A 24,694-nucleotide genomic window follows, 5' to 3' on the forward strand; every position below is an offset into this window, starting at 1 on the left:
TGGAAGCGTGAAGAGACTGGAAGGCAAGACGGCGATCATCACCGGCGCGGCAGGTGGCATTGGCGGCGCATCGGCAGTACTGTTCGCGCGGCACGGCGCGACGGTCTATGCGTGCGATGTGCTCGACAAACCCAAATATGAGCTGCCCGAAGGGTGTCACTATCGCCACCTCGACATTTCCGATGAACAGGGCTGGCGCGCCGTGGTCGATGAAATCCTGCGCGATCATGGCAGCATCGATATTCTGCTCAACAATGCCGCCATCGCGATCCTGAAGCCCGTGGTCGAACTGACGAAGACGGAATTTGAACGGGTCATGGCCGTTAACCTCACCGGCACCTTCCTGGGCATGAAATATGTCGGCGATGAAATGATGCGCGCGGGCAAGGGTTCGATCATCAACATCTGCTCCTCGGCCGGGCTTCAGGGCAATAATGCCATGGGCGCCTATACCGCCAGCAAGTTCGGCATCCGTGGCCTGTCGAAGGTCGCGGCGCTGGAAATGGGCCTGTCGGGCGTGCGCGTGAACAGCGTCTATCCCGGCCCGATCAACACCGACTTGACCAATCCGGACAGACTGTCGCCCGACGCGCTGAAGGATCATGAGCTTTCCCGTCGCCAGCCGATCCAGCGTTTCGCCGAGCCGGAGGAAATCGCCAATGTCTGCCTGTTCCTAGCCAGCGATGAGGCATCCTATGTGACCGGCGCGGAAATCAGCGCCGACGGCGGAATGACCATCGGTTTCTACATGTCCGTCCTGCCCGGCGGGCCGCAGTCGGCATAAGCGGCAGGCCGCACACTCAAGGATCAGGACGAAGCCATGCGCGCCGCCATATTCCATGAAATCGGCAAGCCCCTGTCGATAGAAACGGTTGCCGATCCCGCTCCCGCCAGCGGGCAAGCCGTCATCAAGCTGGCCCGCTGCGGCATTTGCGGCAGCGACCTGCACATGACGTCGGACCCCAACCATGTCTTCCCCTGCAATTCCATTCCCGGTCATGAACTGTCGGGGGAAGTGGTGGCGCTCGGACCCGATATCCGCCATCTTCGCGTCGGGGACGCCGTGACAGCGATGGCGATCGCCGGCTGTGGGCAATGCGTGCCCTGCCTTACCGGCAGGATGATGCTGTGCGCGCAGCGACGGATGCCGATGGGCGGATTCGGCGAATATGCGGCAGTTCAGGAGGATTGCTCGATCCGGCTGCCTGAAGGCCTTGCGCTCGATGATGGCGCATTGATCGAACCGCTTGCCTGCGGTCTGCGCAATGTGGTGGCGTGCGATGTGCAGCCCGGAGAGCGCGTCGTCGTACTCGGCGCGGGTGCGATGGGGCTGGCAGCGGCCTTCTGGGCGCGGCGGCGCGGCGCTGGCCCAATTGCCATGGTGGCCCGATCGACCTGGCGCGCGCCCATTGCGGAGCAGATGGGTGTCACGCATTTCATCCGCTCGTCCGATCGGTTGTCAGAGGAAGTGAACGACGCGCTTGGCGGTCCGCCAGACATCGTCTTTGAATGCATCGGACTGGAAGGGATGCTTGACCTCGCCGTGCAACTCGTTCGGTCGCGTGGCACTGTCGGTGGCCTCGGCGGTCATTTCGCCCCCGACGTCTTCGTGCCCGGCAAGGCGATGCTGAAGGAAGTGCGGATCATCTTCACCGCCGCCTATGACCTGCATGAATTTCGCCACACCGCCGACGTTCTTGCGCGCGGAGCCGACGAAGCCCGTGCCATGGTGACAGATACCATCCCGCTTTCCGCGCTGCCCAACACATTGGAAATGCTCCGCGGCAAGCATCAGCATTGCAAGATATTGGTCAAACCCGGCCTGCCTTGACACCACCCACCCCGGACCCCCGCCACCAGCGGCAGGCCGGGGCCTCAAGCGCGCTGCACGAACCGCGCCTTGATCTTATCCATAAGCGCTGCAATCATATGCATAATGTCGACAATATGCACCGTTAGTCCCAAACGGCGATGGATGCTGAACAAAAGGCTGACGATGGGGTTGCTTGACGAGCTTCGGGAGATTGTGGGGCCACGCCATATATTGACGGATGCGGAAAAGACCCGCGCTTTCGCCACCGGCTATCGGTTCGGCGGGGGGCCAGTGGTCGCGGTGGTGCGTCCCGGTTCGCTGATCGAGCAGTGGCGCATCCTCCAGGCCTGCGTCAGGGCCGACGTCGTGATCATCCTTCAGGCGGCCAACACCGGCCTGACTGGCGGCTCGACTCCGAATGGCGAATATGACCGGGACGTGGTGATCGTCAGCACGACACGGATCACCGGCTGCCATCTGCTTGACGAAGGGCGACAGGTGCTGTGCCTGCCCGGCACAACCCTTTTCGAGCTGGAGCGACGGTTGGCTCCGCTGAGCCGCGAACCCCATTCGGTGATCGGATCGTCGTGCATAGGCGCTTCGGTGATAGGCGGCGTGTGCAACAATTCTGGCGGGTCACTGGTCCGCCGTGGGCCGGTTTATACCGAATATGCCCTCTACGCGCGCGTTGAGGCCGATGGCACGGTCCGGCTGTGCAATCGGCTTGGCATCGATCTGGGGGATGATCCCGAAACCATCCTGAGGACCGTGGAGCACGGCACGTTCCGGCCGGAGCAGGTCCGTCATGACGGCCTTGCCGCATCCGACACCCGCTACGCCCGCCATGTGCGGGATGTAGATGCGGACACCCCAGCTCGTTTCAACGCCGATCCGTCGCGCCTTTTTGAAGCGTCGGGCAGTGCGGGCCGGATCATGCTCTTTGCAGTGCGGTTGGACAGTTTCGCCAAGGATGAGCGCACCGCCACTTTCTATGCCGGGACGGGCGACACGGCGGACCTGACACTCTTGCGGCGCCGTTTACTCACCGAGCTTCGTTCGCTCCCCATATCGGGTGAATATATGCACCGCGATGCATTCGACATCGCCGAACGCTATGGCAAGGACGTGTTTCTCGCGATCCGCTATCTCGGTACGGATCGCCTTCCCAAGCTGTTCGCGGCGAAGGCCTGGCTCGATCGGCTGGCGCGCCGGACCCCATTGCTGCCCAACGCGCTGTCGGATCACGTCATGCAGATGGCGAGCCGTTTGTTTCCACGCCATCTTCCACGGCGCATGATCGATTTCCGCAACGCTTACGAACATCACCTCATCCTCAAGGTGGGGGGAGAGGAAATCGAGCAAACGCGCGCCATGCTGACGGCGCTATTCCGTGACGGCCAAGGCGGTTGGTTCCAGTGCACGGAAAAGGAGGCCGAGGCTGCGTTCCTGCATCGGTTTGCGGTTGCCGGCGCGGCGGTGCGTTACCGTGCTGTCCATCCCGAAACGGTCGAAGACATTGTCGCGCTCGATATCGCGATCCGGCGCAACGACAGCGACTGGTGCGAACGCCTGCCGGGATCTGTCGCTGCCCCGGTCATAAAGGCGCTCTATTATGGGCATTTTCTCTGCCATGTCTTCCACCAGGACTATATTGTAAAGAAAGGCTGCGACCCCGAAGCGTTCGAGCACCAAATGTGGAAGATTCTGGATGAGCGCGGCGCCGAATATCCCGCCGAGCATAATGTAGGGCATCTATATCCCGCCAAGGATGCGCTGACCGCCCATTATCGCGACCTGGATCCAGGCAACCGGCTCAATCCCGGTATCGGGCATACCAGCAGGGCGAAAGATTGGCGTTAATGCAGTCGCGCACCAAAGGCCGGGACCGGCTGGCGCGGCCATTCATTCAGACCGAAGCAGGCTAACGGCCAGATTGCCCGACTCGCGTAGCTTTTCCAGAGCCATATGGTCGATCACCCACCCCTGTTCCTGCCGGTGGAACCCATAGCTTATGCGGCCCCATAATTCGTAAAGCGGGGGATCGAAATCGGCGCAATGGTTCCAGCCATAACGATTGGCCTTGAACTCCGCGCGATCGCCCCGGATCGACGCAAGCGGATTGGTGAAATTATGGCAGGCGCGTTTCGCCGGCAGATTGAACGCCGCGACCTCCGCAACGAAGGCCGCCACGTCCATCTCGACGACCTCGCTCCCTGTAACCGAACCGATATCCACCCCGACTGTTTCGGCAAAAAATCGCCGGAACCGGACCCAGTCCTTGCGATCAACCGCATCATCCAGCTCGGTGGCCAGCCGAATGATCAGCGCTTCCTCCGCCGCGTTCATGACGCCCGCGCTGCTTCGGTTGCCGGGGCCTGCCAGCCATAGTGCATCGCCATCCTCCTGTAACATCCAATGGCCGCCGGCTATCGTCCGCGATCTTTCAATCTCAGATGGCCGATCCGTAAATCTGCGCGAAGGTCGCATCGAGTTCCGCATCGCTCAGGCTGCGCGTAAGGCCGATCAGCTGGACCGCATCTTCGCCCGCGATGTAGCGGGCGTCCGGATCGGGCGCGTCGAGCGCGCTGGCGATAATGGCAGCCACGTCGTCCGCAGTCGAGGCGGTGTTGCTGTGGCTTGCCTGAGCCAGCGCCTGGAACTGCCGGTAATTATTGCCGTACAACGCCTCTTCATCGGGACTCAGCGTCTCGATTTTTTCGGCAATGGTGCGCAACTGATCGTCCACCATCCCGGTGCGGATGCCGCCGGGTTCGACCAGCACGACCTTCACCCCCTGCACCGCCGCTTCGCGGCGCATAACATCAGCCACGCCTTCCAGCGCGAATTTGGACGCGACATAGGCCCCGATGAACGGCATGGCCGCACGGCCCGCCATGGAGCTAACGAAGACCAGCCGGCCGCCGGTGCGGCGAAGGATGGGAAGCGCAGCCTGATAGATCGCAATGCCGGAAATGGTGTTGATCTCCAGCGTACGGCGGAACAGGTCGAGCGTAGTGGTCTCCACCGGCCCATAAGGAGAAATGGCGGCGCACACGATCACGGCATCGATATCGCCCATCTCGGATAGGTGCGCGGCCAGCTTTTCACGCAGATCATCGGCCTCGCTCAGGTCCAGGCGCAAGATGGGCACTGCGACCCCATGCGCAGCGGCGACAGCGGCGGCTTCGGCATCATTGAGCACGGTGGCGAAGACCGTGTCGCCCTTTTCGATCCGTTGTCTTACCAATGCAGACCCGACCCCACCGGCGCCACCGACGACCAATAACCTTGCCATGTCCAGTCCTTCCCCACCTTATCACACATGCCCCTGAACCGAGACCAAAGCCGGGGATTCAATCTTATTGAAGCGTGTCCTTCGGCATTGCAATCCGCCTTTGACAAAAAGATGCACATGCGTATCACTCCCGCCCAAACGCGACGGGCGAAGCAAAGCGGGAGAGGGCCGGATGCAATATTCAACCTTGGGCAATTCGGGGCTTCTAGTGTCTCGCCTCGCTTTCGGCGCAATGACTTTCACCAGAGGCAACGATGATTTGGCGCAGGTCTACAAGGTCGGGGCAGAACTGGCCGACCAGCTAGTCGGACGGTCGCTTGATGCCGGTGTCAATTTCTTCGATACGGCCGATGTCTATGCGGGCGGTGAATCGGAAAGCTTGTTGGGACAGGCGTTGCGGTCGCGACGTCAGGACGTGGTCATCGCCACCAAGGTCGGTGGCCGGACCGGCGATCCGCTCACGCAATCCGGCCTGTCGCGTCGGCACATATTGGCGTCGGTGGAGGACAGCCTGCGACGGCTCGGCACGGACTGGATCGACGTCTATATCGTGCATCGCGAAGATCCTCTGACCCCGCTGGAAGAGACACTGGAGGCGCTGGACAGCATCGTGCGCGCGGGGAAGGTGCGTTATCTCGGCTTTTCCAACTGGTCTGCATGGCGCGTGGCGGCAGCCATGGAAATTCAGCGGGCCAACGGTCTGGCGCGCTTCTGTCATGGGCAGGTCTATTATTCGCTGCTCGGCCGCGATGTGGAACGCGACATGGTGCCGATGGCGCAGCGCTATGGCCTCGGCCTTACCTTGTGGAGCCCTCTCGCCTTCGGCTTCCTAAGCGGCAAATATACGCCGGAGATGCTGACCGATCCACAGACCCGCGTCGGCAGCTTCAACCTGTTGCCATTCGACCGGGAGCGAGGCTTTACGGTGCTGGAACGCCTGCGCGACATCGCCTCCACCCACAGCGCCAGCGTGGCGCAGGTGGCGCTTGCGTGGCTGCTCGCCCGTCCGGCGGTGACGAGCTTGCTGATAGGGGCGACAAAGGTCGAGCAGCTCGACGACAATCTGGGCGCGGCATCGCTGTCCCTGTCGGAAGAGGAGATTGCCGTGCTCGACGCCGCGACGCCGCTCCCGCCAGTCTATCCCCATTGGTATATCGAACGATTCGTCGACGAGCCGGCGCTGACGGCGCTCGGTCGGCTGTAGGCCGCGCATGGGGGATGCGCAACGCGCCCCTCCCCGCTGATGCGACTTGCGCTATGCCGGATCGGCCAGCAAGGCCGGATCGCGTACCGCTTCGACCACGACCGGAACACCATTAAGGACGGTCGTCGCGGAAGGCACGTCCAGGTCGCTCTCATCGATGATTGCGTTGGCGTTGACGCCGATCGTGCGGTTGGCGACACGCTGGCGGGTGTCCCGCATGCTGTGGCCCCAGCCATGCGGCAGGCTGACGACACCCGGCATGATCTCGTCGCTCACTCCCGCGCCAGAACATCGACCATGGCGAAAAGCAGATAGGCATCGGTACCGGGCCGCACCGCGATATATTCGTCGGCGATCTGAGCGGTTTCGGTTCGGCGCGGGTCGATGACCACAACCCGCCCCCCGCGCTTTCGGATATCCTCCAGCCGCCGCTTCATGCCGGGCGCGACCATCATGCTGCCCTGGCTGACGACGGGATTGTTGCCGATGACGATCAGATAGCTAGTGCGGTCAAGATCGGCGAGCGGCTGGATGGTGGGCCCGCCGAACATGTAGGAGGCGCTGACATATTTGGGAATCTGGTCGAGCGTGCCAGGGGTATAGAATTGGTTGGTCTGCAACGCACGGATCAGCAACGGGCCATAGAGCAGGAAGGGCGCCTTGTGACCCGACGGGTTTCCCAGATAATAGGCGATGCTGTTTGGCCCATGCGTTTTGAGGAGTGTGCCGAGCCGATCGGCTGCCTCATCCATCGCCTCGTCCCAGCCCATCTCCTCCCAATCCTTGCCCCGGCGACGGACGGGACGGCGCAGCCTGTCGGGATCGGAATGGAGCTGGGTAAGGCCATAGGATTTAGGGCAGATAAAGCTCCTGCTGAACGGATCCTCCGGATCGCCCCTGACGCCGAGGATCGTGCGGCTGCCATGGTCGGCCTGTACGCGGATTCCGCACGCTGCCTCGCAAAAGGGGCATGAACGATGATGCAGGCGGACGTCTTCAGTCATCCTCATCCTCTTGGCATGGCGCGGTTTCGCGTCTCGTCAGCTCTTTATGCCTCATGGCATGTCAGCACACCACCTGTTCCGGGATGAATATTTGCGCACGGCGACGTCTATATCAAATGCCAAAGCTGACGGAGAGACCGGCCGAGCCGGCCGGCCTCTGGCGTCATGCCTTCAAAAGCGGATAAACGCCTACCGATCGCCCAACGCCTTGCCCGACCCATAGGATGAAGCACCCTTGGCCAGTTCATCGAGGCGCGGCATGCGCGTAAGCTGGTTTCCGCCGTTCACCTGAAGGTTGAGGCCGGTCACATAGGAGGGGCCGGCAAGCCACAGGACCGCATTGGCGAAATCTTCCGGCAGGCCGACCCGCCCCAAAGGAACCTCGCGGGCATATGTGCGCTCGAATTCGGGGTCGGCAAACGCCTCCTTGGCCATGTCAGAATTGATGGGGCCGGGCAGAATGGAATTCACCCGGATATTGCGCGGCCCATATTCAATGGCGGCATAGCGCACGATGCAATCCGTCGCGGCCTTCGCCGCCGCATAGGCGATGTGGGGAAAGACCGGGTGCGTAGTGGACATGGATGAGATGAAGACGATGGACCCATTCTCGCCGATCGCTTCCGCCATATATTTGATGAAGAAGGTGGGGCCATGGAAGTTCACTCGGGTCGCATCGTCCAACAGGGCCTGCGTCATCTCGGAGATCGTGCCCATGACGGGTAGACCCGCGCTGTTGACGGCGATGTCGACGCGGCCGTATTTTTCCTTTGCGAACGCCGCCAGCGCCCGGATATCTTCCTCCACACCCGCATCGCAGCGGAACGCTGCACCATCAATCCGCTCGGCGAGACGCTCCAATGGCGGCAGGCTTCGCGCCGCGACGACCACTTTGGCGCCATTGCGCGCTAGGGATTCGGCAATCGCCCATCCCGTTCCGCCTTCGGCCGACGCGCCGAGAACCACGGCAACCCTGCCGTTCAGATTGACGCCAAAAGCCATTTCTTCCGTCTGCACTTTCTGCTCCTCTGACAAGTCCCTCAAAAGGACCAAATTCATCCTTGCCTATCCCCCGGATGGCATGGCGCACCGCAATGGCTGGACAGTCTTCGCGTCCCATCGTTCAGGCCTTCGCGTTCTACCCGCGCGTCGGTAGCGCCTCCAGCATGTAGATTTGCGTTTTCGCGCCGGTGCGACGTGCCTCGGCAAAAGGTTGATATTCCGGGCAGGCCAGGAAGGTGCGAACCGCATCCGCGGACGGGAAGTCGAACACAGCCAATGTGTCGGGCGCTGCCCTCTCCCCCTCCATCAGTTCCGGCGGTGAGGCAAGGGCAAGGTAACGGCCGCCATAGGCAGCCACCAGCGGTGGAACCCCACGGCCATATTCCTCACGCCAGGACTGGTCGCTATAGACAAGCTCGACCACCAGATAGACCGACATGCATCCTCTCCCTAGCACCCCAGCAATCCTTGCTTTCAAAGCACGGCTATTGGCCGTGCTTCACCCTTTCTTCTTCACCCCGCATGATCCATTGTTGCGGCAAGAGACAGGGCGACAGGTCATTCCTTGATCGCCTCCAGACGCACGACAGGAATCTGGCGATCGGCACGCGCCTGATATTTGGCATAGACATGATGCCGCTCGGTGATCCTCTTCCAGGCACGGTCCCTTTCACCGCCTTCCACAACCCGCGCCCGTGCTTTGACCGGGGGTGCGCCCACCCGTATTTCACATTCGGGATTCGCCAGCAGGTTGAGGAACCAGACCGGATGATCAACATTGCCGCCCTTCGACCCGATGATGAGATAGCCGTCGCCATCATCGACATACAGCAAGGGCACATGGCGCGGTTCACCGCTCTTGCGCCCGATGGTCGTCAATAGCAGCGTCGTCACCTCGCCCGGCAATCCGACCGGGCGTGCGTCCCACATATGAGCCGCTTCCGGATCGTTCAGATATTGCTGGATATGGGCCGCGATCAGCGCGTTGATATCCTTGGGAATGTCATTGAATTTCGGCGTGGACATGACTTCCTCCTGAAACAGGGATGCCGCGCGCAGGGAATGCGACGAGCGCAAAGGACAGGATGATCGGCAGGAAACCCAGCACATAACCAAAGGTCGGGATCGCCGCGAAGCCCACGGCCCGGACGCTCCATATCAGCCAGACCGAGACGAGAAACGCCGCCAGCCCGCAAAACGCCCGCCCCGCCGCCGGGACTGAAGACGCGCCAACCAGTCCTGCCCGGCGACCGAGGAAAAAGCGCTGCCAATCCCCGTCCGACTGACCCGCTGCCCGCAATATATAGACAGCGACGACGACATTGCCCCACCACATCACCATCCAGATCCAGGCGATGATATCCAGCAGACGCCCGCCCTTTTCCCGAAGGGCGATCCAGCAGACCATGAACAACAGGCCCGTAACAAGATCGTTGTTGATGAACAGTTGCCATGGATCCCCCGACCCGGCAAGGAACGTGTCGAAGCCGACGCCATGATGAAGGCCGCTGTTCAGCAACACATTCGCCATATTGGCGCCCATGATCACGATCACGATCCAGGCAATCACTCTCACACCAGTCATGGCGATCCCCTCCCTCCATTATCCTGCTTTATTTTTGTTGGGACATTTTCCAGACATAATCATTCCACTGGACCTCCTGGCTTTCGCCATAGCCCTTCCTGCCGTCCCAGTCCCATTCGACAAGGCCCAGATGACAGGTCGTATTGGACCAGCCGCCCCAGACCGTCTGCGCGATCAGCTTGCCCTTGATATGATAGATATCGCCCTTCTCATCCTCGAAGCTGTAGTCGTGGGTGATCGGGCTGTGGCGGTCGAGGGTGCGGACGGTGATTTTCGACGAATTGCGCACGCGGCGCTGCTCTCCGTTCACGACCACCCAACCATCGTTGAAGATGCGCGCGGGCACCGGCATTACGCCCTTCCAGTCAGGATCGCGGTCGGGATCGTCATGCGAACCGACATTGAAGGCAAAATCCTCGCCGAAAGTGCCCGTGACCCAGGTATAAGGCGGCGCGGGGTTGTGGTTTTCCGGGCGCGGCTCTCCCCAACTGCGGTCGCGCACGGCCAGGCAATCGACCTTATGCGCCTTGCCGCGCAGGACCAGATCGCCCGTCACATGCATTACCTGCTCAAAATGCTTATTGTTCGCGCGCATGATCGGCACACCCACGGCCCGCATGTCGACGTTAATGCTGGTTTCCCGCTGCGGATCGTCAAAGGTCATTCGCACATGCTCCAGCGGCACGATCGTCTGCATACGCATGCTGTTGGGCAACTGGATATCGCTGCCGTCACCGACGACATCCATCGACATATAGTCACGAATCTCGAACAGTTCGGATTCGAGATGGCTCGCCTTCAGCCCCTGATAGACCATCAGACCGGACGTCACGACTTTCAGGGTCGGATGCACCCAGCAATAGGCGAAGCAGTTGATGCCGGCTTCCGGCACATGGAAATTCCAGAACCAGGTTTCCGTCAGCGAGTCGACCGGCTCACCAACGCCATGGTAAAATTCATCTTCGGCGACATGCTTACCGAAGCCCTGGCCCAGATTGCTGTTCCAATCCGTGTCCGACATATACTCTCCATCTGATTTCGTCAGCCCGTTGCGGCGGACAATAGGACGCTGACACATGATAAGCTAGCATCATTTTATTCTTCGCGTGTAAGGAGGAGCTATGACCGACCGGAACGCATATGAAGCAGCCTGAAGGGTCGCGTCGCTCTGGTTACGGGGGCAGCGAGCGGTATCGGGCGGGCTACCGTCGATTTGCTTGCCGCAGCCGGGGCTTCGGTAGCAGTCACGGACATCGATGGCGATCGCGCAATATCGGTTGCGCGGGCGATCCAGGACAGAGGACTCAATGCCGCGGGCTGGGCGCTGGACGTCAGCGATAATGTATCCATCCCCCTGTCGTCGGCGATATCGCTGCGCATTTCGGGGGCATCGACCTGCTGGTCAACAATGCGGGGGCCGCTACCACCACACCTGACGCTCTTGATAGCACTCGGTGTTGCGGGGACAAGAAGAGAATGTTAGTGGTATTCCAGCATACCATTAAGTGACCCGGGTCGGCAGGCGCCCGCGCACCGCAGAAAGAGGAATGATATTGTGGCAACCACGCTGAACAAGGACCGTATCCGCGGTTATGGGAGCAAGGAGCGGCCGCTGCTGAGCGAATTGTGGGACAAGGATTCCGCTGGCCCCAACGACGCCATGCGCGCGCGCGGCGATTATGAGCCGGACAATCGGCAGATCGATTACCGCCGTTATCATGATCCCGAATTCTTCAAGCTGGAGTTGGAGAAGATCTGGTCCAGGCAGTGGCTCTTCGCGTGCCGGGAAGAGGATATTCCCGATGTCGGTGATCGCTTGCCGCTGCAAGTCGGAACGCATTCCTATTTCATCGTCCGTTCCGCTCCGGAGGAATTCCGCGCATTCTACAATAGCTGCCTGCACCGCGGGACGATGCTGTGCGCGAAGAAGGAAACGGCCGAAACGATCCGTTGCCCCTACCATGCCTGGGAATGGAATGTGGACGGGCGGCTGAAGCGTATTCCCAGTCATTGGGACTTTCCGGACATCACCCGGCTGAACGGCTCTCTGCCGGAAATCAGGCTGGAGCGCTGGGGCGGCTTCATCTTCGTCAACGCCGACAAGGATGCGCGACCGCTGCTGGAAGCGCTCGGCCCGATGCCCGAGCATTTCAAGGACTTCGCACCCGAAAAGCGTTATACTAAGGCGCGGTTCCGCAAGCTGGTCCATGCCAACTGGAAGATCACGCAAGAAGCTTTCCAAGAATCCTACCACCTCTATGCGACGCATCCGGAGGGGGTTCCCTTCACCGGCGACAGCCAGTCGCAATATGACATTTTCACCACCGCCATGGGCGCCGTCGGGCGCGAAGCGGTGCCGTCGGCGGTGCCCAGCATGCATGCGGATGCTTCGGCGACCAGCCTGATGGCGGGAATGGTCTTCGCCCAGGTGCAGCAGACATGGCATTATCCCGACGCCGCCATGCCGGAGTTGGACCCTGAGGGAGACATTCGCGCTCAGGTTGGGCAATGGTGCCGCGACGAGTATGAGCGGGCCTATGGTCGGCCCAATGCCCAGCCCGACGCCGTGATGATCGACAGCGCACTCTATTTCCTCTACCCGCATTTCACGCTGTGGCTTTCGGAAGCGGTGCCGTTCGTCTACCAGTTCCTGCCGCACGAGAGCGATCCGAACTATTGCTATTTCGACGTTCGCCTGCTGATGCCCTATGCAGAAGGACAGCCGCGTCCGCCGGCGGCCGAACCGATCGAGATCGGCGAGCATGAAAGCATCGCCGAAAAGGCTCCGGCCTACAGCTTCCTGGGCATGATCTTCGATCAGGACATGGGCAATCTGCCGCTGATCCAGAAGGGCCTGAAGGCAGCCGATCCGACCGCGCCCCATTCGCGACTGGGCGCTTATCAGGAGGGGATGATCCAGGCATGGCACGAACTGATCGATCGCGATCTCAACCGCTGATCTGATTAAAATCCAGCCAAAGGGCGCGCCGAGACCATCTGTCTGCGCGCCCTTTTGCCGTTAACGGATATTGCGTTGGGCGAACTCCTCGACGAACCGCTTCTTGTCCTCGAAGCTCGACCGGAGAACGCCCAGGGCATGGTCGATCGGCCCGACATGGTGCTGGGTCACACCCAGTTCTACCGCGCGTTTATAGTCGTCGGGTGAAGGCAGGGACCCGTCATCATGGCGGGCCAGACCAACCATATATTCAAAGGGAAGCTTCTCCCTTCCAGAGTCGCGCCGACCTTCCTCTATCAACGTGATCTGACCGGCGATGTCGGACAGTCTCGACGTCATCCCCATCCATCCATCAGCCACCTTCCCGGTGCGGCGCAATGCCACCGGCGCGACCGATCCCATATAGATGGGGATGGGCCGCGCCGGACGCGGCTCCGCGAAGGTTGGTGGGAAGTCGAAAAAGGTGCCGTGATGTTCTGCCGGCTTTTCGTTCCATAGCTTACGAAGAATTTCCATCATCTCAACCGTACGGGGAACACGGCTACTCCAGTCCACGCCAGCCATGTCATATTCATTGCGCATCCAACCTGTGCCGACACCCATGACGAACCGGTCATCGCTGAGGCGCGCAAGTGTCGCTGCCGCCTTGGCAACCAGAAAAGGATTGGTTCGATTGGCCAGAACCATGATGCAGGAACCGAATTTCAAACGCCTCGTGCGGGCAAGCACTGCGCCGCCAAAGGCGAATATGTCAGGGAAGATGTAATCCATGGGCAAGGGCGCACGTTCATTGGGATCCTGCACGCCCGTTCCGGCCGGCATGAACCAGTGATCGTCCCCGACCACACCCTCAAACCCGAGCTGTTCCGCCATGACGGCCAGTTCAAGCCCCTGCTCAGGGGGCGTATTGTGGATATGCAGCCAGAAACGCATGGCCAGTTCGTCCCTTCTCGATCATTCCAAGACAAAGGGGCGGCCGACATTGTCGACCGCCCCCCCAATGCAGTTTCATGTGTTTAGAACTTGAACACCAGCTCACCACCATAGGTCCGCGGTGCACCCGGAGCGCTGGAAAAAGCGGATCCGGACGCCTGAGCGTAATAGTTGATGTTAAATTTCTCGCCCGTGATGTTCTTCATCCAGAAGCGGATGGTCAGATGTTCAGCCGCTGCTGGTGTAAAGGAAACGGAGCCGTCCAGCAGGAGGTGGGACGGTTCCTTGATGACGTTGTCGGCATCCCAATTGAACTTACTGGCCCAGTTGGCGTTCACGTCGAACGAAATATTGCTGTCATCCGCGAGAGTATAGTCATAGCTCAAGCCACCACTGAATTTCCATTTCGAGGCATAGGGCATGTAATTGCCAGTAGCATCAACCTGAATAGTATTCAGATTGCCGGCAGCAATCGGCAGCCCGGGAGAAAGGGCCTGGCAGGTTGCCGCATCGACCTGGGGATTGGGACAGTAGGAAGGCGCATCCGCGAAATCACGGAATTTCGCGATCAGATATGTCCCGGCCATTCGAAGCGTCAAACCTGGAGCGGCGGCAACCGTCAAGTCAAACTCGGCGCCCTTGGTTCGCGCCGAACCGGCATTCTTCAGGAACACCAGGCCGTTGCGCTGCGCCTGCACCTGCGGATTGCTGAGGTCGTTCCAGAACAGTGCGCCGTTCAGGCGGATACGACGATCAGCCAGCTCCGTCTTGAAGCCAATTTCATAGGCATCGACCACTTCAGGCGATAGCGGCTCAGACTGGTCAAGCGGCAGCGTGTTGAACGTACCTGCCTTGTAGCCGCGACTGTAGTTGGCGTAGACCATCACGTCCTCGGTGAACTTGTGGTCGATCGAAGCTTTCCACGTCAACTTCTTGAACGTTTTGCGGGCGACACCGCCGCCAGGCACATTGTCCACCGGCATCTGGGCGCCAGCCACAATGGCATTAGCTGTCGCTGAGTCGAAGACAGTTCCGTTCGGCGCACCAAATGCAGCCGCGACCGCTGGGACATTCTGAAGTAGGAACGGTAGCTCCGGAACGAACAACGTCGTTGTGGAGCCGCGGCCTGCCACCTTATCAATCGTGTAGCGTAGGCCGCCCGTCACGTTGGTGTTGTCAGTGATCGGGTAGGTCAGCTGGCCGAAGGCAGCATAGGATTTGACGTTCTGCTCACCACGAATGCTGATCGAGTCCACCAGTAGAGCCTGCGTACCCGGACCGTAGATCGTGGTCGGGTCGAAGCCACCATCAGCGTTCAGATAATAGAGGCCGGCGATCCAGTTGACAGGCGAACCCGCCTTCGACTTTAGCTGGAACTCCTGGGAAAACTGGTTATCGACAATGTTCAGATCGTAACGCACCCAGTTATAGGGCGAGTTATTGCCTGCTGAGGCATAAAGCTCGTCATTGTTACGATAGGCCGTGATGCTGACGACATCGGCGAAACCCATTTCATAGTCAACGCGACCGGAGAAGCCATAGCCTTCCGAATCGTCATACATCTTCTGCGTGGCGCCCAGAGCGACGTCATAGAAACCGAGCGGCGGAAGTTCCTGCGCTGGGACAGGGAAATTACCCGAATTACCAAAGCCATTATGCGCCGGATCAGGCGACCCGCCCGGCGTGCCCGGGAAAGGACGCGAGTAGATGCCAATCTGGCTCCAGCTCTTCTGATAATAGCCGATCAGCTTGACCGAGAGACCATCGGCAGGCTCCCAAAGAATCTTGCCGCGTGCGCTGAAGCTATGGCTCTTCCAATAATCGTCATTGCTGGGAAGATAGCCGAGGGACGTATTGAAAGGATCGACCAAAGTGCGATTCTTGCCCCACCCCTTATCCTGATTATGATAGCTGGCGGAGACATTGGCCGCCAGAGTATCCGTGATTGGCATGTTCAGGTAGAATTTGGCGTCCATCGTCTGGTAATTGGCATAACCGAGACGCGCTTCGAGCTCGGCGTGCTGGCTCGGATCCTTGGTATAGATCGAGATCACGCCGCCTGACGCGTTCCGGCCAAACAACGTACCTTGGGGACCCTTGAGGACCTCGACACGCTCCACGCTGGCAAGATCGAAGAAAGGCACCGACGCACGGACGAAATATACATCGTCGATATAAACCGGCACGCTAGCTTCGTTGCCCGCCGTAGTGACGGGGTTGCCGATACCACGAATGAAGGTGGTCACGGTACCCGTCGCTTGACCGATTTGCAGCGCGGGATCGACGCGGTTCAGTTCCTGGACGGTAGCAATACCGACCGAGGCTAACTGTTCACCCGAAACCGCCGTCACTGAAAGCGGCGTATCCTGGACATTTTGAGAACGCTTCTGTGCGGTAACAACGATGTCCTGAAGCTGGTTTTCCTGTGCGTTGGCCATCGTGCCGAACAAAGTCGATCCACCAATAGCAGCACAAGACGCCAGCAGAGCCAGACGGGACCTACGCATTGGACGTGTCGAAAAAACGGATGTCTGAAACATTCGCACCCTCCCCATTTCTGTTGTTGATTCCTAATTCAACACAGCCCCGGATTTTTCCTTCGGGCTTATTCTTATTTTTATGAAATCTACGATTTACAAATAGGATTGTTCAAACCCCAATTCGGAAGCGACGACAGGCCTTTCCATCCAACACTATCGTATGCTTGCTAACCTATACCGGCTCCGTCGCCAGTCCGCAAGGCGCAATACCGCGTGACCGATCAGCTTTGCAGAAGACACGCGGCACTAATGTCACACCTCAGTAATCCTTATGCTCCCACCATGGAAAAAATGAAGGCATGTCCGTCGAAACCTGATCCGGGAAATCGGGCGACCGTTTTTCAAGAAAGCTTTGTACGCCTTCGCGAACGTCGAACGCACGCGAACGCATATAAATACCCTGACTCTCTATCCGATGTGCCTCCATCGGATGGGGCATACTAAAGGAACGCCACAGCATCTGTCGTGTCATTGCAACGGATACAGGAGCCGTGTTCGTTGCAATATCCTTCGCCAAATCTGTCGCAGCCGCCAGCAAATCCTGAGGCTCATGCAGCGATCGGACCAGTCCTGCGGCTTTCGCTTCCTCGGCGGAGAAGGTCGCACCTATCAATGTCCACTCGAGCGCTTGCGCAATGCCAACGATTCGAGGCAAAAACCAGCTGGATGCCGATTCCGGCACTATCCCCCGGCGCGTAAAGGGTAGAGAGAATTTCGCACCAGTCGAAGCAAGACGGAAATCCGCTGCCAACGCCATCGTCACACCCATGCCGGCGGCCGGACCATTGAAGGCGACGATCACGGGCTTCACACATTCATATAGCCGCAATGTGATCAGCCCGCCGTAATCACGCGTAGCCGGATCTTTCCAGTCGACTTCCGTCGACTCATCTTCATCCCTTCGTTCCAGCGACAGGGAGGACTGGCCGGGCGAAAGGTCAGCGCCCGCGCAAAAAGCCCGGCCGGCCCCAGTCAAAATCAAGGCACGAATGCCATCATCCGAGTCGACCCGATCGAACAACGTCACGAGATCCATAGCCATGACCCGCGTGAAGGCATTGAGCCTGTCGGCACGATCGAATGTAATCGTGGCAACATGATGCTGCACGTCAAACCGGAAATGCTGGGGAACATTCATGCTTCACCTCCCCGGTCATGGCCATTTTCCAGCGGCCAACTTATTATAATATGCAAACCATTATGATACGTATCATATCTATACTCGCGTCGGTGAGACGACGTTGGTGTTTAGATTATCGCCACGGCAGCGATATGTGCGCCCGCCATCGCGGGCCGGCGCACACATCGCTCAGGCGTCGACCAGCGCACCAATTTCCACATTGGCGAGGCCTTCCTCGCCGGTTTCCTCACATCTCACCCGACACATATTCTCGACATTGAGATAGACTTTGGAGCCTGGCTTCTGCGAATGTAGCGGCAGGCGGGCAAAGGCATTGCCCACATCGGCGACAAGCGTGAATTTCTCACCGCTAAGCGTTGTCGCGCGATAGATCACCTTGTCGGGCATCCCGTCAGGGCCTTCACCGACATGCTCAACGTCCAAGGCCTTCATCACTTCATTGCCTTCCGGCCGCGCGATATAGCCTTCGGACGTTTGGCTTTCAGGGCGAATAACGTTGCGCACGCGGAACAGGTGGAAGCCCATCTCCTTGAAATTGAAAAAGGTCCAGTTATGACTGAGCGTCATCTGGTCGTTGCGCATGCCCCAGCTGTGGTCGCGGTAGCCCGAACCATCGACATCGATGGAGGTACCGGCCCACTCACCCGATTTGAAGGTGACGTTGCCCGTGGCATTCATGCACTGGCCCTGGTGACGGAAGGAGTTGCGCTCGAACGCGGTATTTTCCGACACCGAAAACCAATCCGGATTGACGTCGGCACAAGCCTGGAAGTCAAACAGATGCATGCGCCGCGTGAAGTTGAGCACCGCAGAAACATTCTCATCCTCATATTCGACGCGGAATTCCGCTTGCGGCTTCAGGAAGTGCAGCGCGAGATTGCCGTAATGCAGTTCCTTCTGATGCTCGAAAGGCGACGGCATCGGCACTTCCTTGCCACTGATCAGCTTCTTGCCCTTATGCAGAACGGTGAAGGACGCAAAAGCGCGCTCATGTGTAGGTTCTGCCGTGCAATGCGCCAGGCAGCAAATATCCCGTTCGGGATCCATGAAAACCCAAAAATAATTTTCCTTCCAGCGCAGCCAGGCACGCGTTGGAACGGTATGAGGATAATCTTCGTGTAGCAGCATCTGCGCACTCCTGCAGGCAGCTAATCATACTTTGCTATAAGGTATGATAGCATATCATTTACTGGCAACTGATTTTTTGCAAACCATGGAATTTTGCTTGTTTTTGTTTTACGGCAAGCATCTGCAAAACGCCATGGAGTGCCAAAGGGTGACTAAATCGACAAAGAAAACGGGAGTTAGCACGACCAGCGGGACGCCGCAGCGGCCCGTTGTCAAACCGTTTCGTTTCGGATTTCTTGTACATGACGTTTCGCGCATGCGGAACACTTTGTTCGACGAGGCCATGCGTCCCCATGGCGTGACCCGTTCGCAATGGTCGGTACTGGCGAATTTGTCGCGCGCGGGGCGCGATGGGATGATGCAGGTCGATATTTCGCGGCTCATGGACGTCGGGAAGGTCACGATAGGCGGATTGATCGACAGGCTGGAGTCCGCGGGTTATGTCGAACGCCGAATGGACACGGAAGATCGTCGAGCGCGGCGCGTCTTCATCACGGACAAAGGATTTGAGGTCATCACGCAGATGCAAAAGGCAGGCGCCAAGCTGAACCGATCCATTCTGGCAGGTGTTTCTCCAGAGCATCAACGGATCACGGAAGACGCACTCGCACAGGTGAAAGCGAATATCCGCAATCTTTTGAATGATGAAGATTAAGAGGACTGTCATCTCCCGCTCAGCCTTCCGCCGATAGCCCCTCCGCACTTTCAAGATATCGTGCCAAGCGGGTGAGAAAGTCACCCGCGGGACCGCCGTCGATCACACGATGGTCCACGGTCAGCGACAGCCCCATTACCGGTCGGACGACCAGCGTCTCCCCGTCCTCGGCAACCCAAGGCTTTGGCGCGATCCGGCCAAGGCCGATGATCGTTTGCTGGGGATAGGTTAAAATCGGCGTAAAATGCTCGACGCGCGTTAGGCCAAGATTGGTCAGCGTCACGGTCGCGCCGGTCAGCTCCGCTATGGTCAGTTTGTTGATCTTTGCCCGAGCCAGCAGCTCCGCCCGGCGTTCGGCGATGTCGGGTACGGAAAGCCGTTCCACATTGAACACAGCAGGCGCCACTAGGGCGCCCGGCAAGGCAATGGCGCAGCCGATATGATATTCGTCATGCAACTCGATGCCGGCCGGGGTCTCAACCCCGTTGAACACCGGAAAATGGGGAAGAACCCTGGAGACCGCCTTGGCAATCAGATCCTCATAGCCGACCTTGGCGCCAGCCGATTTCCAGGAACCGCGGGCGGCAACCAATGCGCTAACGTCGACATCGCAGAAGAAGCTGAGCTGCGCCGTCTTCTCCAGGCTTTCCATCATTTTCTGAGCGATGATGCCGCGGATGCCTGTGAGTTTAAGGATGTCGGTAACCGCCACGAATCGCTCCCAAAGCCGTAATTTTAATTTGCATATATATAATATAGTAGCGTATCAATCCTTTGCTTGATCGAAGACATGGTGAACTTCGCGCAATTTGGGAATCAGCAGGTCAGTCATGATAGAACAGGGCCACTTTTACGCGCTTGCCGTTGAAGACGGCATCGCAACCGTCACCATTGATCGCACCAACCGAATGAATTCGCTGCATCCTGCGTCCCATCATGAGTTGAATAGCCTGTTCGACCGGTTGCCCACGATGACCGGAGTTCGGGTCGTGATCATAACGGGGGCCGGCGATCGCGCTTTCTGTTCCGGCTATGACCTGAAGGACAATCTGGAAACCGGCATCATGGAAGTCGGGCAGGCGGGCTTTGCCGGTTTCAACGGCCGCGCGACCTACCCGCTGCCAGTCATTGCCGCCGTCAACGGCATGGCGTTGGGCGGAGGCTTTGAACTCGCGCTGGCCTGCGATTTCATCATCGCCTCCACCAAAGCAACCTTTGGCCTGCCCGAACCCAAGGTCGGCTGGGCCGCAGCTGGTGGTGGCCTTCAGCGCCTGCCCCGCGCCGTGGGCATGAAACGAGCGATGGATATCATCCTCACCGCGCGGACCGTGAGCGCGCTGGAAGCCCTGAGCATCGGCCTGGCGAGCGAAGTCGTGCCGCCAGAGGAACTGATGCCGGCGGCGCGGCGCTGGGCGGAACAGATCGTCTCCTGCGCGCCGATCGCCATTCGCTGTTCAAAGGACATCGCCTATGGCTCGTTCGATCTGCCGGATCTCGCTTCCGCGCTCGACATTCGCCATTTCCCGACACTGCAAGAGGTGATGGACAGCAAGGACGCAGCGGAAGGCAAACGAGCCTTTGTCGAAAGGCGGCCGCCGCAATGGGCAGGGAAATAGGACGACAAAAGAAACGGGAGAAATCCAATGATGACGAATCGCGATCGGGTTCTGGCCTTCATCGAGCTTTGGAGTCGCCGCGATCTGGACGCCATCGTGGCGGCGATGACGGACGATTGCTTCTACCATAATATCCCCTGGCCACCGCTGGTCGGACACGATGCGATCCGCGAGGGACTGGCGATGTTCGTTGGCGATGCCGAAGCGATCGACTGGCGCGTCCTGCATGTCGCCGAAACATCCGATGGCGCCGTGCTGACGGAGCGGCTGGATCGCTTTCTCATCGGGGGCCAATGGATCGAAATGCCGGTCATGGGCACATTTGAACTGCGCGACGGCCTGATCGCCCGCTGGCGCGACTATTTCGATTCAGTCCAGTTCCAGCAAGCAATGGCCACGCTGGGATAAGCAAGGCATTGCAGTCTTCGGACAAAGCATATAGTACGCTTACGGACCAACCGGTAGCGGACTAAGTGAGGGACCATATGACGATCGGCGTCGGTATCATCGGCGTAGCACCGGGGCGTAGTTGGGCGGCTTTGTCCCATATCCCCGCGCTCAGGGTACTACCTGATTACGAGATTCGCGCGCTCAGCACGACTCGACAGGAAAGTGCATCGGCCGCAGCCGCCGAATTCGGCGTGGCGAAGGCCTATGACAATCATCAAGCGCTGGTGAACGACCCGGACGTAGATCTGGTCGTCGTGACGGTCAAGGTTCCCCATCATCTGGAACTCGTCACCGCCGCGATCGAGGCGGGGAAGCATGTCTATTGCGAATGGCCGTTGGGCAATGGCCTGGCCGAGGCCGAGCGCATGGCTGCGATCGCCCGCGAAAAGGGCGTGATCGGCGCCGTCGGCCTGCAGGCCTGCGCCGCCCCCAGCTTCAACTATGTGCGCGACCTGATCGCCGACGGCTATGTCGGTACGGTCCTGTCGACCACGCTGGTCGGATCGGGCATGAACTGGGGCGCGTTCATCGACCAGCCCAACGCCTATACGGCGGACAAGGCCAACGGCGCGACCCTGCTGACGATCCCCTTTGGTCACACCATCGATGCGGTGGCGATGTGCCTGGGCGAATTCACATCGCTGACGGCCACGCTCGCCAACCGGCGCGACAGCTTCACCCTGGTTCCGGAGGGCAAGCAGATGCCAATGACGGCCGAGGATCAGATCATGGTGACGGGCACGCTGGAAGGCGGCGCTGTCGCCACCGTCCATTATCGCGGGGGTGCTTCGCGGGGGACCAATTTCCGTTGGGAAATCAACGGAACGCAAGGCGATATCGTCGCTACCGCCGATGCAGGCCATGCACAGATGTTCCCGCTGACCCTGTTCGGCGGTCGCGACGGCGATCAAGCCGTGGCCCCGCTGACGGTGCCCACTCAATATAAATGGACGCCGGACGTATCGCCCTTCGCGGAGAATGTAGCGCAGGCTTATGCTCGCCTGGCCAATGATCTGCGCGACGGCACATCGACATGCCCCACTTTCGAGCATGCGGTGAAGCGGCATCGCCTGATCGACGCCATTGAAAAGTCCGCAGCCAGCGGCACCCGCGTCACGGTCTAGTTGACCGGTAGCGCCTTATTATCCAAGTCAAACATCAAGAGCGAGGAATGAAAAATGAGTTTTCTTGAAGGGAGGGTGGCCATCGTCACCGGCGGTGGTCGCGGCGTCGGCCGCACCTATGCGCTCAAGCTGGCCGAACATGGCGCCAAGGTCGTCGTCAACGACCTTGGCGGCGATGCATCCGGCGGCGGCGCCGATCTGACGCCCGCACAGGAAGTCGTCGAGGAAATCAAGTCGCGCGGCGGTGAGGCCATCGTGAATGGCGGCGACGTTTCAAACTGGGAAAACGCCAAGGCCATGGTGGAGCAGGCCGTCGACACGTTCGGCCGCCTGGACATCCTCGTCAACAACGCCGGCATCCTGCGCGACCGCATGCTGGTCAACATGACCGAGGAAGAATGGGACATCGTCGTCAAGGTGCATCTGAAGGGCACGTTCGCGCCGACCCATCATGCCGCCAACTACTGGCGCATGGAAAGCAAGGCCGGTCGCCAGCCTGACGCACGCGTCATCAACACGACGTCGCACTCGGCGCTCTATGCCAATATCGGCCAGGCCAATTATGCTGCGGCCAAGGGCGGCATCGCCAGCTTCAGTCAGGTCGCCGCACGCGAATTGCAGCGCATCGGCGTCACCGTGAACGCCATCGCGCCCCGCGCCGAGACCCGCATGACCGCTGGTCTGCGGGAATGGACCCCTGAGCAGCTGGAACGCCGCGATCCGGAATGGATCGCCGGTTTCGTCGCCTGGCTGGCCAGCGCGGAAGCCAGCAATGTCAGCGGCCGCGTATTCGAAGTGTGGGGCTACGGCATCACTGTCGCGGAAAGCTGGCAGCATGGCCCGAGCTGCGAAGCGTCGAAGGATCCCTCGGTTCTGGGTGAGCGCGTTGCCAAGATCCTGAAGTTCGCCCGCTCCAACGCCGGCATCAATCCGGGTGAATGGCTCGATCCCTGATCGAAGGCATCTGATCGGATCAGGGGGCAGCGCTCAAGCGCTCCTCCCTTGATCCTCATCCACAGCGCGATGGCACTCTGACCCGTGCTGCCGCCTTGTTTGTAGAAAGCCTCCTGTCATGTCCGTTGATGCCCTGTTCGAGCCCCTGACCATCGGTACGCTCGAAGTTCCGAACCGGATCGTCATGGCGCCGTTGACGCGTGCGCGTGCCGATGAAAATCATGTCCCCACCAGCCTGCAGGCGGAATATTACGCTCAGCGCGCCGACGCGGGACTGATTATTTCGGAAGCGACTGCCGTCGATCCGCTCGGCATGGGCTGGTATCGCGCTCCTGGCATCTGGTCGGATGCGATGGTGCGCGGCTGGAAGGGCGTGAGCGACGCCGTCCATGATAAGGGCGGCCGTATCTATGCCCAGCTCTGGCACATGGGCCGCCTGGTCCTGCCCGATTATATCGGTGGCAAGCTTCCGATCGGCCCCTCCCCCATCGCCGGTGAAGGCGAAACCTTCGCCCCGCGCCCGGTGGACGACACCAGCCATTTCCTGCCGATGAAGCCATATGTCGTGCCGCGTGAAATGACGCAGGCCGACATCGATCAGGTGATTGAGGCTTATCGCACTGGCGCACGCAATGCGAAGGCGGCCGGGTTCGACGGCGCGGAAATCCACGGTGCCAACGGCTATATCATCGACCAGTTCCTGCAATCCAAGACCAATCAGCGCACCGATGGCTATGGCGGCAGCGTCGAAAATCGCGTCCGCTTCCTGAAGGAAATCATTGAGGTGGTGGTCGCCGAGATCGATCCCAGCCGCGTCGGATTGCGCGTCAGCCCCACCAGCGAACGCAAGGGCATGGGCGATGACAATCCGGCGGCGCTGACCGAAGCCATCGGCAAGCTGGCCCATCAATATGGCCTGGCCTATATCCATCTGATCGAGCCGATCGCCTCGGGCTTCATGGAAAAGCCCGACTATCCGGTCATGGACCATCTGCGCGCCGTGTTCAAAGGCACGATCATCCAGAATGGCAGCTTCGATGCTAAAACGGCGGCCGACTATATCGCCAGCGGCAAGGCCGAGGCCATCTCCTTCGGCCGTCCCTACATCGCCAATCCCGACCTCGTCACCCGCTTCCGGGACGGCAAGCCGCTCGCCCAGGCGAATTTCGACTATGCCTATGTGGGCGAGGCTACGGGCTATACCGATTATCCCACCTACAAGGATGACCGGGGCTAAGCTTTCCCATCAGCCGAATGAAGAAGAGGCAGGCTTTTCAGCCTGCCTCTTTTT

The 24,694-nt window shown here is 59.7% G+C and carries 26 protein-coding genes; 12 read left to right on the top strand and 14 right to left on the bottom strand.

Going from position 1 to position 24,694, the window contains the following annotated elements:
• Positions 1-7: 7 nt before the first annotated feature.
• The 3 genes from DM806_RS19875 to dld all read left to right on the top strand — a co-directional run bounded on the left by DM806_RS19875 (position 8) and on the right by dld (position 3,673).
• Positions 8-784, top strand: a complete 777-nt coding sequence (locus DM806_RS19875; protein WP_179044889.1) for an SDR family NAD(P)-dependent oxidoreductase — start codon at positions 8-10, stop codon at positions 782-784.
• 36 nt (positions 785-820) lie between these two features.
• Positions 821-1,831 (top strand): alcohol dehydrogenase catalytic domain-containing protein, encoded by a 1,011-nt coding sequence (locus DM806_RS19880; RefSeq protein WP_179044890.1) that lies wholly within the window; start codon positions 821-823, stop codon positions 1,829-1,831.
• A gap of 144 nt (positions 1,832-1,975) precedes the next feature.
• Positions 1,976-3,673 carry a D-lactate dehydrogenase gene (gene dld, locus DM806_RS19885; RefSeq protein ID WP_179044891.1) on the top strand — a complete coding sequence of 566 codons (1,698 nt, stop codon included), beginning with the start codon at positions 1,976-1,978 and terminating at the stop codon, positions 3,671-3,673.
• Between the two features lie 42 nt (positions 3,674-3,715).
• Here the strand turns inward: dld and DM806_RS19890 are convergent, their stop codons facing one another.
• Both DM806_RS19890 and DM806_RS19895 read right to left on the bottom strand, forming a co-directional pair.
• Positions 3,716-4,225, bottom strand: coding sequence for a nuclear transport factor 2 family protein (locus DM806_RS19890; RefSeq protein WP_179044892.1), 510 nt, complete (start codon positions 4,223-4,225; stop codon positions 3,716-3,718).
• Between the two features lie 37 nt (positions 4,226-4,262).
• Complete coding sequence (locus DM806_RS19895; protein WP_179044893.1) at positions 4,263-5,108, bottom strand: SDR family NAD(P)-dependent oxidoreductase; 846 nt, start codon at positions 5,106-5,108, stop codon at positions 4,263-4,265.
• 172 nt (positions 5,109-5,280) lie between these two features.
• Here DM806_RS19895 and DM806_RS19900 point away from each other — a divergent pair, with 172 nt between their 5' ends.
• A complete protein-coding gene (locus DM806_RS19900) occupies positions 5,281-6,312 on the top strand; it encodes an aldo/keto reductase (protein WP_179044894.1) in 1,032 nt (343 codons plus the stop codon).
• A 51-nt stretch (positions 6,313-6,363) separates the two neighbouring features.
• On the opposite strand, the gene DM806_RS19905 is transcribed toward DM806_RS19900, so the two are convergent.
• From DM806_RS19905 to DM806_RS19935, 7 genes are all read right to left on the bottom strand, one after another.
• Positions 6,364-6,588 carry a hypothetical protein gene (locus DM806_RS19905; protein WP_179044895.1) on the bottom strand — a complete coding sequence of 75 codons (225 nt, stop codon included), beginning with the start codon at positions 6,586-6,588 and terminating at the stop codon, positions 6,364-6,366.
• The gene (locus DM806_RS19910; protein ID WP_179044896.1) at positions 6,585-7,316 is read right to left on the bottom strand and encodes a molybdopterin-dependent oxidoreductase; all 732 of its coding nucleotides are present in this window, start codon (positions 7,314-7,316) and stop codon (positions 6,585-6,587) included. Before DM806_RS19910 ends, DM806_RS19905 begins: the two co-directional genes overlap by 4 nt.
• Before the next feature lie 189 nt (positions 7,317-7,505).
• Positions 7,506-8,333, bottom strand: coding sequence for an SDR family NAD(P)-dependent oxidoreductase (locus DM806_RS19915; protein ID WP_372859652.1), 828 nt, complete (start codon positions 8,331-8,333; stop codon positions 7,506-7,508).
• 121 nt (positions 8,334-8,454) lie between these two features.
• Complete coding sequence (locus tag DM806_RS19920) at positions 8,455-8,757, bottom strand: DUF1330 domain-containing protein (protein ID WP_179044897.1); 303 nt, start codon at positions 8,755-8,757, stop codon at positions 8,455-8,457.
• Positions 8,758-8,876: 119 nt separating this feature from the next.
• Positions 8,877-9,344, bottom strand: coding sequence for a nitroreductase family deazaflavin-dependent oxidoreductase (locus tag DM806_RS19925; RefSeq protein ID WP_179044898.1), 468 nt, complete (start codon positions 9,342-9,344; stop codon positions 8,877-8,879).
• Positions 9,322-9,903, bottom strand: coding sequence for a hypothetical protein (locus DM806_RS19930; RefSeq protein WP_179044899.1), 582 nt, complete (start codon positions 9,901-9,903; stop codon positions 9,322-9,324). Before DM806_RS19930 ends, DM806_RS19925 begins: the two co-directional genes overlap by 23 nt.
• A gap of 28 nt (positions 9,904-9,931) precedes the next feature.
• The gene (locus DM806_RS19935; protein ID WP_179044900.1) at positions 9,932-10,924 is read right to left on the bottom strand and encodes a DUF7064 domain-containing protein; all 993 of its coding nucleotides are present in this window, start codon (positions 10,922-10,924) and stop codon (positions 9,932-9,934) included.
• A 147-nt stretch (positions 10,925-11,071) separates the two neighbouring features.
• On the opposite strand from DM806_RS19935, the gene DM806_RS19940 reads away from it, so the two are divergent.
• Entirely contained in the window at positions 11,072-11,386 is a 315-nt protein-coding gene (locus DM806_RS19940; protein WP_306294787.1) for an SDR family NAD(P)-dependent oxidoreductase, read from the top strand.
• Between the two features lie 72 nt (positions 11,387-11,458).
• On the top strand, positions 11,459-12,862 hold the full coding sequence (locus DM806_RS19945; protein ID WP_179044901.1) for an aromatic ring-hydroxylating oxygenase subunit alpha: 1,404 nt from the start codon (positions 11,459-11,461) through the stop codon (positions 12,860-12,862).
• Positions 12,863-12,922: 60 nt separating this feature from the next.
• On the opposite strand, the gene DM806_RS19950 is transcribed toward DM806_RS19945, so the two are convergent.
• The 4 genes from DM806_RS19950 to DM806_RS19965 form a co-directional block, all read right to left on the bottom strand.
• Positions 12,923-13,795: an LLM class flavin-dependent oxidoreductase gene (locus DM806_RS19950; protein WP_179044902.1), complete on the bottom strand. Its 873-nt coding sequence runs from the start codon at positions 13,793-13,795 to the stop codon at positions 12,923-12,925.
• Positions 13,796-13,878: 83 nt separating this feature from the next.
• Positions 13,879-16,245, bottom strand: coding sequence for a TonB-dependent receptor (locus tag DM806_RS19955; protein WP_179044903.1), 2,367 nt, complete (start codon positions 16,243-16,245; stop codon positions 13,879-13,881).
• Positions 16,246-16,594: 349 nt separating this feature from the next.
• Positions 16,595-17,473, bottom strand: coding sequence for a crotonase/enoyl-CoA hydratase family protein (locus tag DM806_RS19960; RefSeq protein ID WP_179044904.1), 879 nt, complete (start codon positions 17,471-17,473; stop codon positions 16,595-16,597).
• A gap of 171 nt (positions 17,474-17,644) precedes the next feature.
• Positions 17,645-18,604, bottom strand: a complete 960-nt coding sequence (locus DM806_RS19965; RefSeq protein WP_179044905.1) for a hypothetical protein — start codon at positions 18,602-18,604, stop codon at positions 17,645-17,647.
• 97 nt (positions 18,605-18,701) lie between these two features.
• Here DM806_RS19965 and DM806_RS19970 point away from each other — a divergent pair, with 97 nt between their 5' ends.
• On the top strand, positions 18,702-19,259 hold the full coding sequence (locus tag DM806_RS19970; protein WP_218647587.1) for a MarR family winged helix-turn-helix transcriptional regulator: 558 nt from the start codon (positions 18,702-18,704) through the stop codon (positions 19,257-19,259).
• 19 nt (positions 19,260-19,278) lie between these two features.
• On the opposite strand, the gene DM806_RS19975 is transcribed toward DM806_RS19970, so the two are convergent.
• Positions 19,279-19,971, bottom strand: coding sequence for a 2-oxo acid dehydrogenase subunit E2 (locus tag DM806_RS19975; RefSeq protein WP_179044906.1), 693 nt, complete (start codon positions 19,969-19,971; stop codon positions 19,279-19,281).
• A 118-nt stretch (positions 19,972-20,089) separates the two neighbouring features.
• Between DM806_RS19975 and DM806_RS19980 the strand changes: the two genes are divergently transcribed.
• From DM806_RS19980 to DM806_RS20000, 5 genes are all read left to right on the top strand, one after another.
• A complete protein-coding gene (locus tag DM806_RS19980) occupies positions 20,090-20,875 on the top strand; it encodes an enoyl-CoA hydratase-related protein (RefSeq protein WP_179044907.1) in 786 nt (261 codons plus the stop codon).
• Positions 20,876-20,902: 27 nt separating this feature from the next.
• Positions 20,903-21,283: a limonene-1,2-epoxide hydrolase family protein gene (locus DM806_RS19985; protein ID WP_179044908.1), complete on the top strand. Its 381-nt coding sequence runs from the start codon at positions 20,903-20,905 to the stop codon at positions 21,281-21,283.
• A 77-nt stretch (positions 21,284-21,360) separates the two neighbouring features.
• Positions 21,361-22,449: a Gfo/Idh/MocA family protein gene (locus DM806_RS19990; RefSeq protein ID WP_179044909.1), complete on the top strand. Its 1,089-nt coding sequence runs from the start codon at positions 21,361-21,363 to the stop codon at positions 22,447-22,449.
• A gap of 54 nt (positions 22,450-22,503) precedes the next feature.
• Positions 22,504-23,403 (top strand): SDR family NAD(P)-dependent oxidoreductase, encoded by a 900-nt coding sequence (locus DM806_RS19995; RefSeq protein WP_179044910.1) that lies wholly within the window; start codon positions 22,504-22,506, stop codon positions 23,401-23,403.
• A 118-nt stretch (positions 23,404-23,521) separates the two neighbouring features.
• On the top strand, positions 23,522-24,640 hold the full coding sequence (locus DM806_RS20000; RefSeq protein ID WP_179044911.1) for an alkene reductase: 1,119 nt from the start codon (positions 23,522-23,524) through the stop codon (positions 24,638-24,640).
• Positions 24,641-24,694: the final 54 nt, after the last annotated feature.

The sequence above is a fragment of the Sphingobium lactosutens genome, assembly GCF_013393185.1.
Classification (GTDB): domain Bacteria; phylum Pseudomonadota; class Alphaproteobacteria; order Sphingomonadales; family Sphingomonadaceae; genus Sphingobium; species Sphingobium lactosutens_A.

Coding starts and splice junctions, on each gene's coding strand:
- DM806_RS19930 (WP_179044899.1), bottom strand. CDS start 9,903: ATGACTGGTGTGAGAGTGATTGCCTGGATCGTGATCGTGATCATGGGC.
- DM806_RS19925 (WP_179044898.1), bottom strand. CDS start 9,344: ATGTCCACGCCGAAATTCAATGACATTCCCAAGGATATCAACGCGCTG.
- DM806_RS19990 (WP_179044909.1), top strand. CDS start 21,361: ATGACGATCGGCGTCGGTATCATCGGCGTAGCACCGGGGCGTAGTTGG.
- DM806_RS20000 (WP_179044911.1), top strand. CDS start 23,522: ATGTCCGTTGATGCCCTGTTCGAGCCCCTGACCATCGGTACGCTCGAA.
- DM806_RS19890 (WP_179044892.1), bottom strand. CDS start 4,225: ATGTTACAGGAGGATGGCGATGCACTATGGCTGGCAGGCCCCGGCAAC.
- DM806_RS19895 (WP_179044893.1), bottom strand. CDS start 5,108: ATGGCAAGGTTATTGGTCGTCGGTGGCGCCGGTGGGGTCGGGTCTGCA.
- DM806_RS19960 (WP_179044904.1), bottom strand. CDS start 17,473: ATGAATGTTCCCCAGCATTTCCGGTTTGACGTGCAGCATCATGTTGCC.
- DM806_RS19935 (WP_179044900.1), bottom strand. CDS start 10,924: ATGTCGGACACGGATTGGAACAGCAATCTGGGCCAGGGCTTCGGTAAG.
- DM806_RS19965 (WP_179044905.1), bottom strand. CDS start 18,604: ATGCTGCTACACGAAGATTATCCTCATACCGTTCCAACGCGTGCCTGG.
- DM806_RS19880 (WP_179044890.1), top strand. CDS start 821: ATGCGCGCCGCCATATTCCATGAAATCGGCAAGCCCCTGTCGATAGAA.
- DM806_RS19910 (WP_179044896.1), bottom strand. CDS start 7,316: ATGACTGAAGACGTCCGCCTGCATCATCGTTCATGCCCCTTTTGCGAG.
- DM806_RS19985 (WP_179044908.1), top strand. CDS start 20,903: ATGATGACGAATCGCGATCGGGTTCTGGCCTTCATCGAGCTTTGGAGT.
- dld (WP_179044891.1), top strand. CDS start 1,976: ATGCTGAACAAAAGGCTGACGATGGGGTTGCTTGACGAGCTTCGGGAG.
- DM806_RS19920 (WP_179044897.1), bottom strand. CDS start 8,757: ATGTCGGTCTATCTGGTGGTCGAGCTTGTCTATAGCGACCAGTCCTGG.
- DM806_RS19900 (WP_179044894.1), top strand. CDS start 5,281: ATGCAATATTCAACCTTGGGCAATTCGGGGCTTCTAGTGTCTCGCCTC.
- DM806_RS19995 (WP_179044910.1), top strand. CDS start 22,504: ATGAGTTTTCTTGAAGGGAGGGTGGCCATCGTCACCGGCGGTGGTCGC.
- DM806_RS19950 (WP_179044902.1), bottom strand. CDS start 13,795: ATGCGTTTCTGGCTGCATATCCACAATACGCCCCCTGAGCAGGGGCTT.
- DM806_RS19980 (WP_179044907.1), top strand. CDS start 20,090: ATGATAGAACAGGGCCACTTTTACGCGCTTGCCGTTGAAGACGGCATC.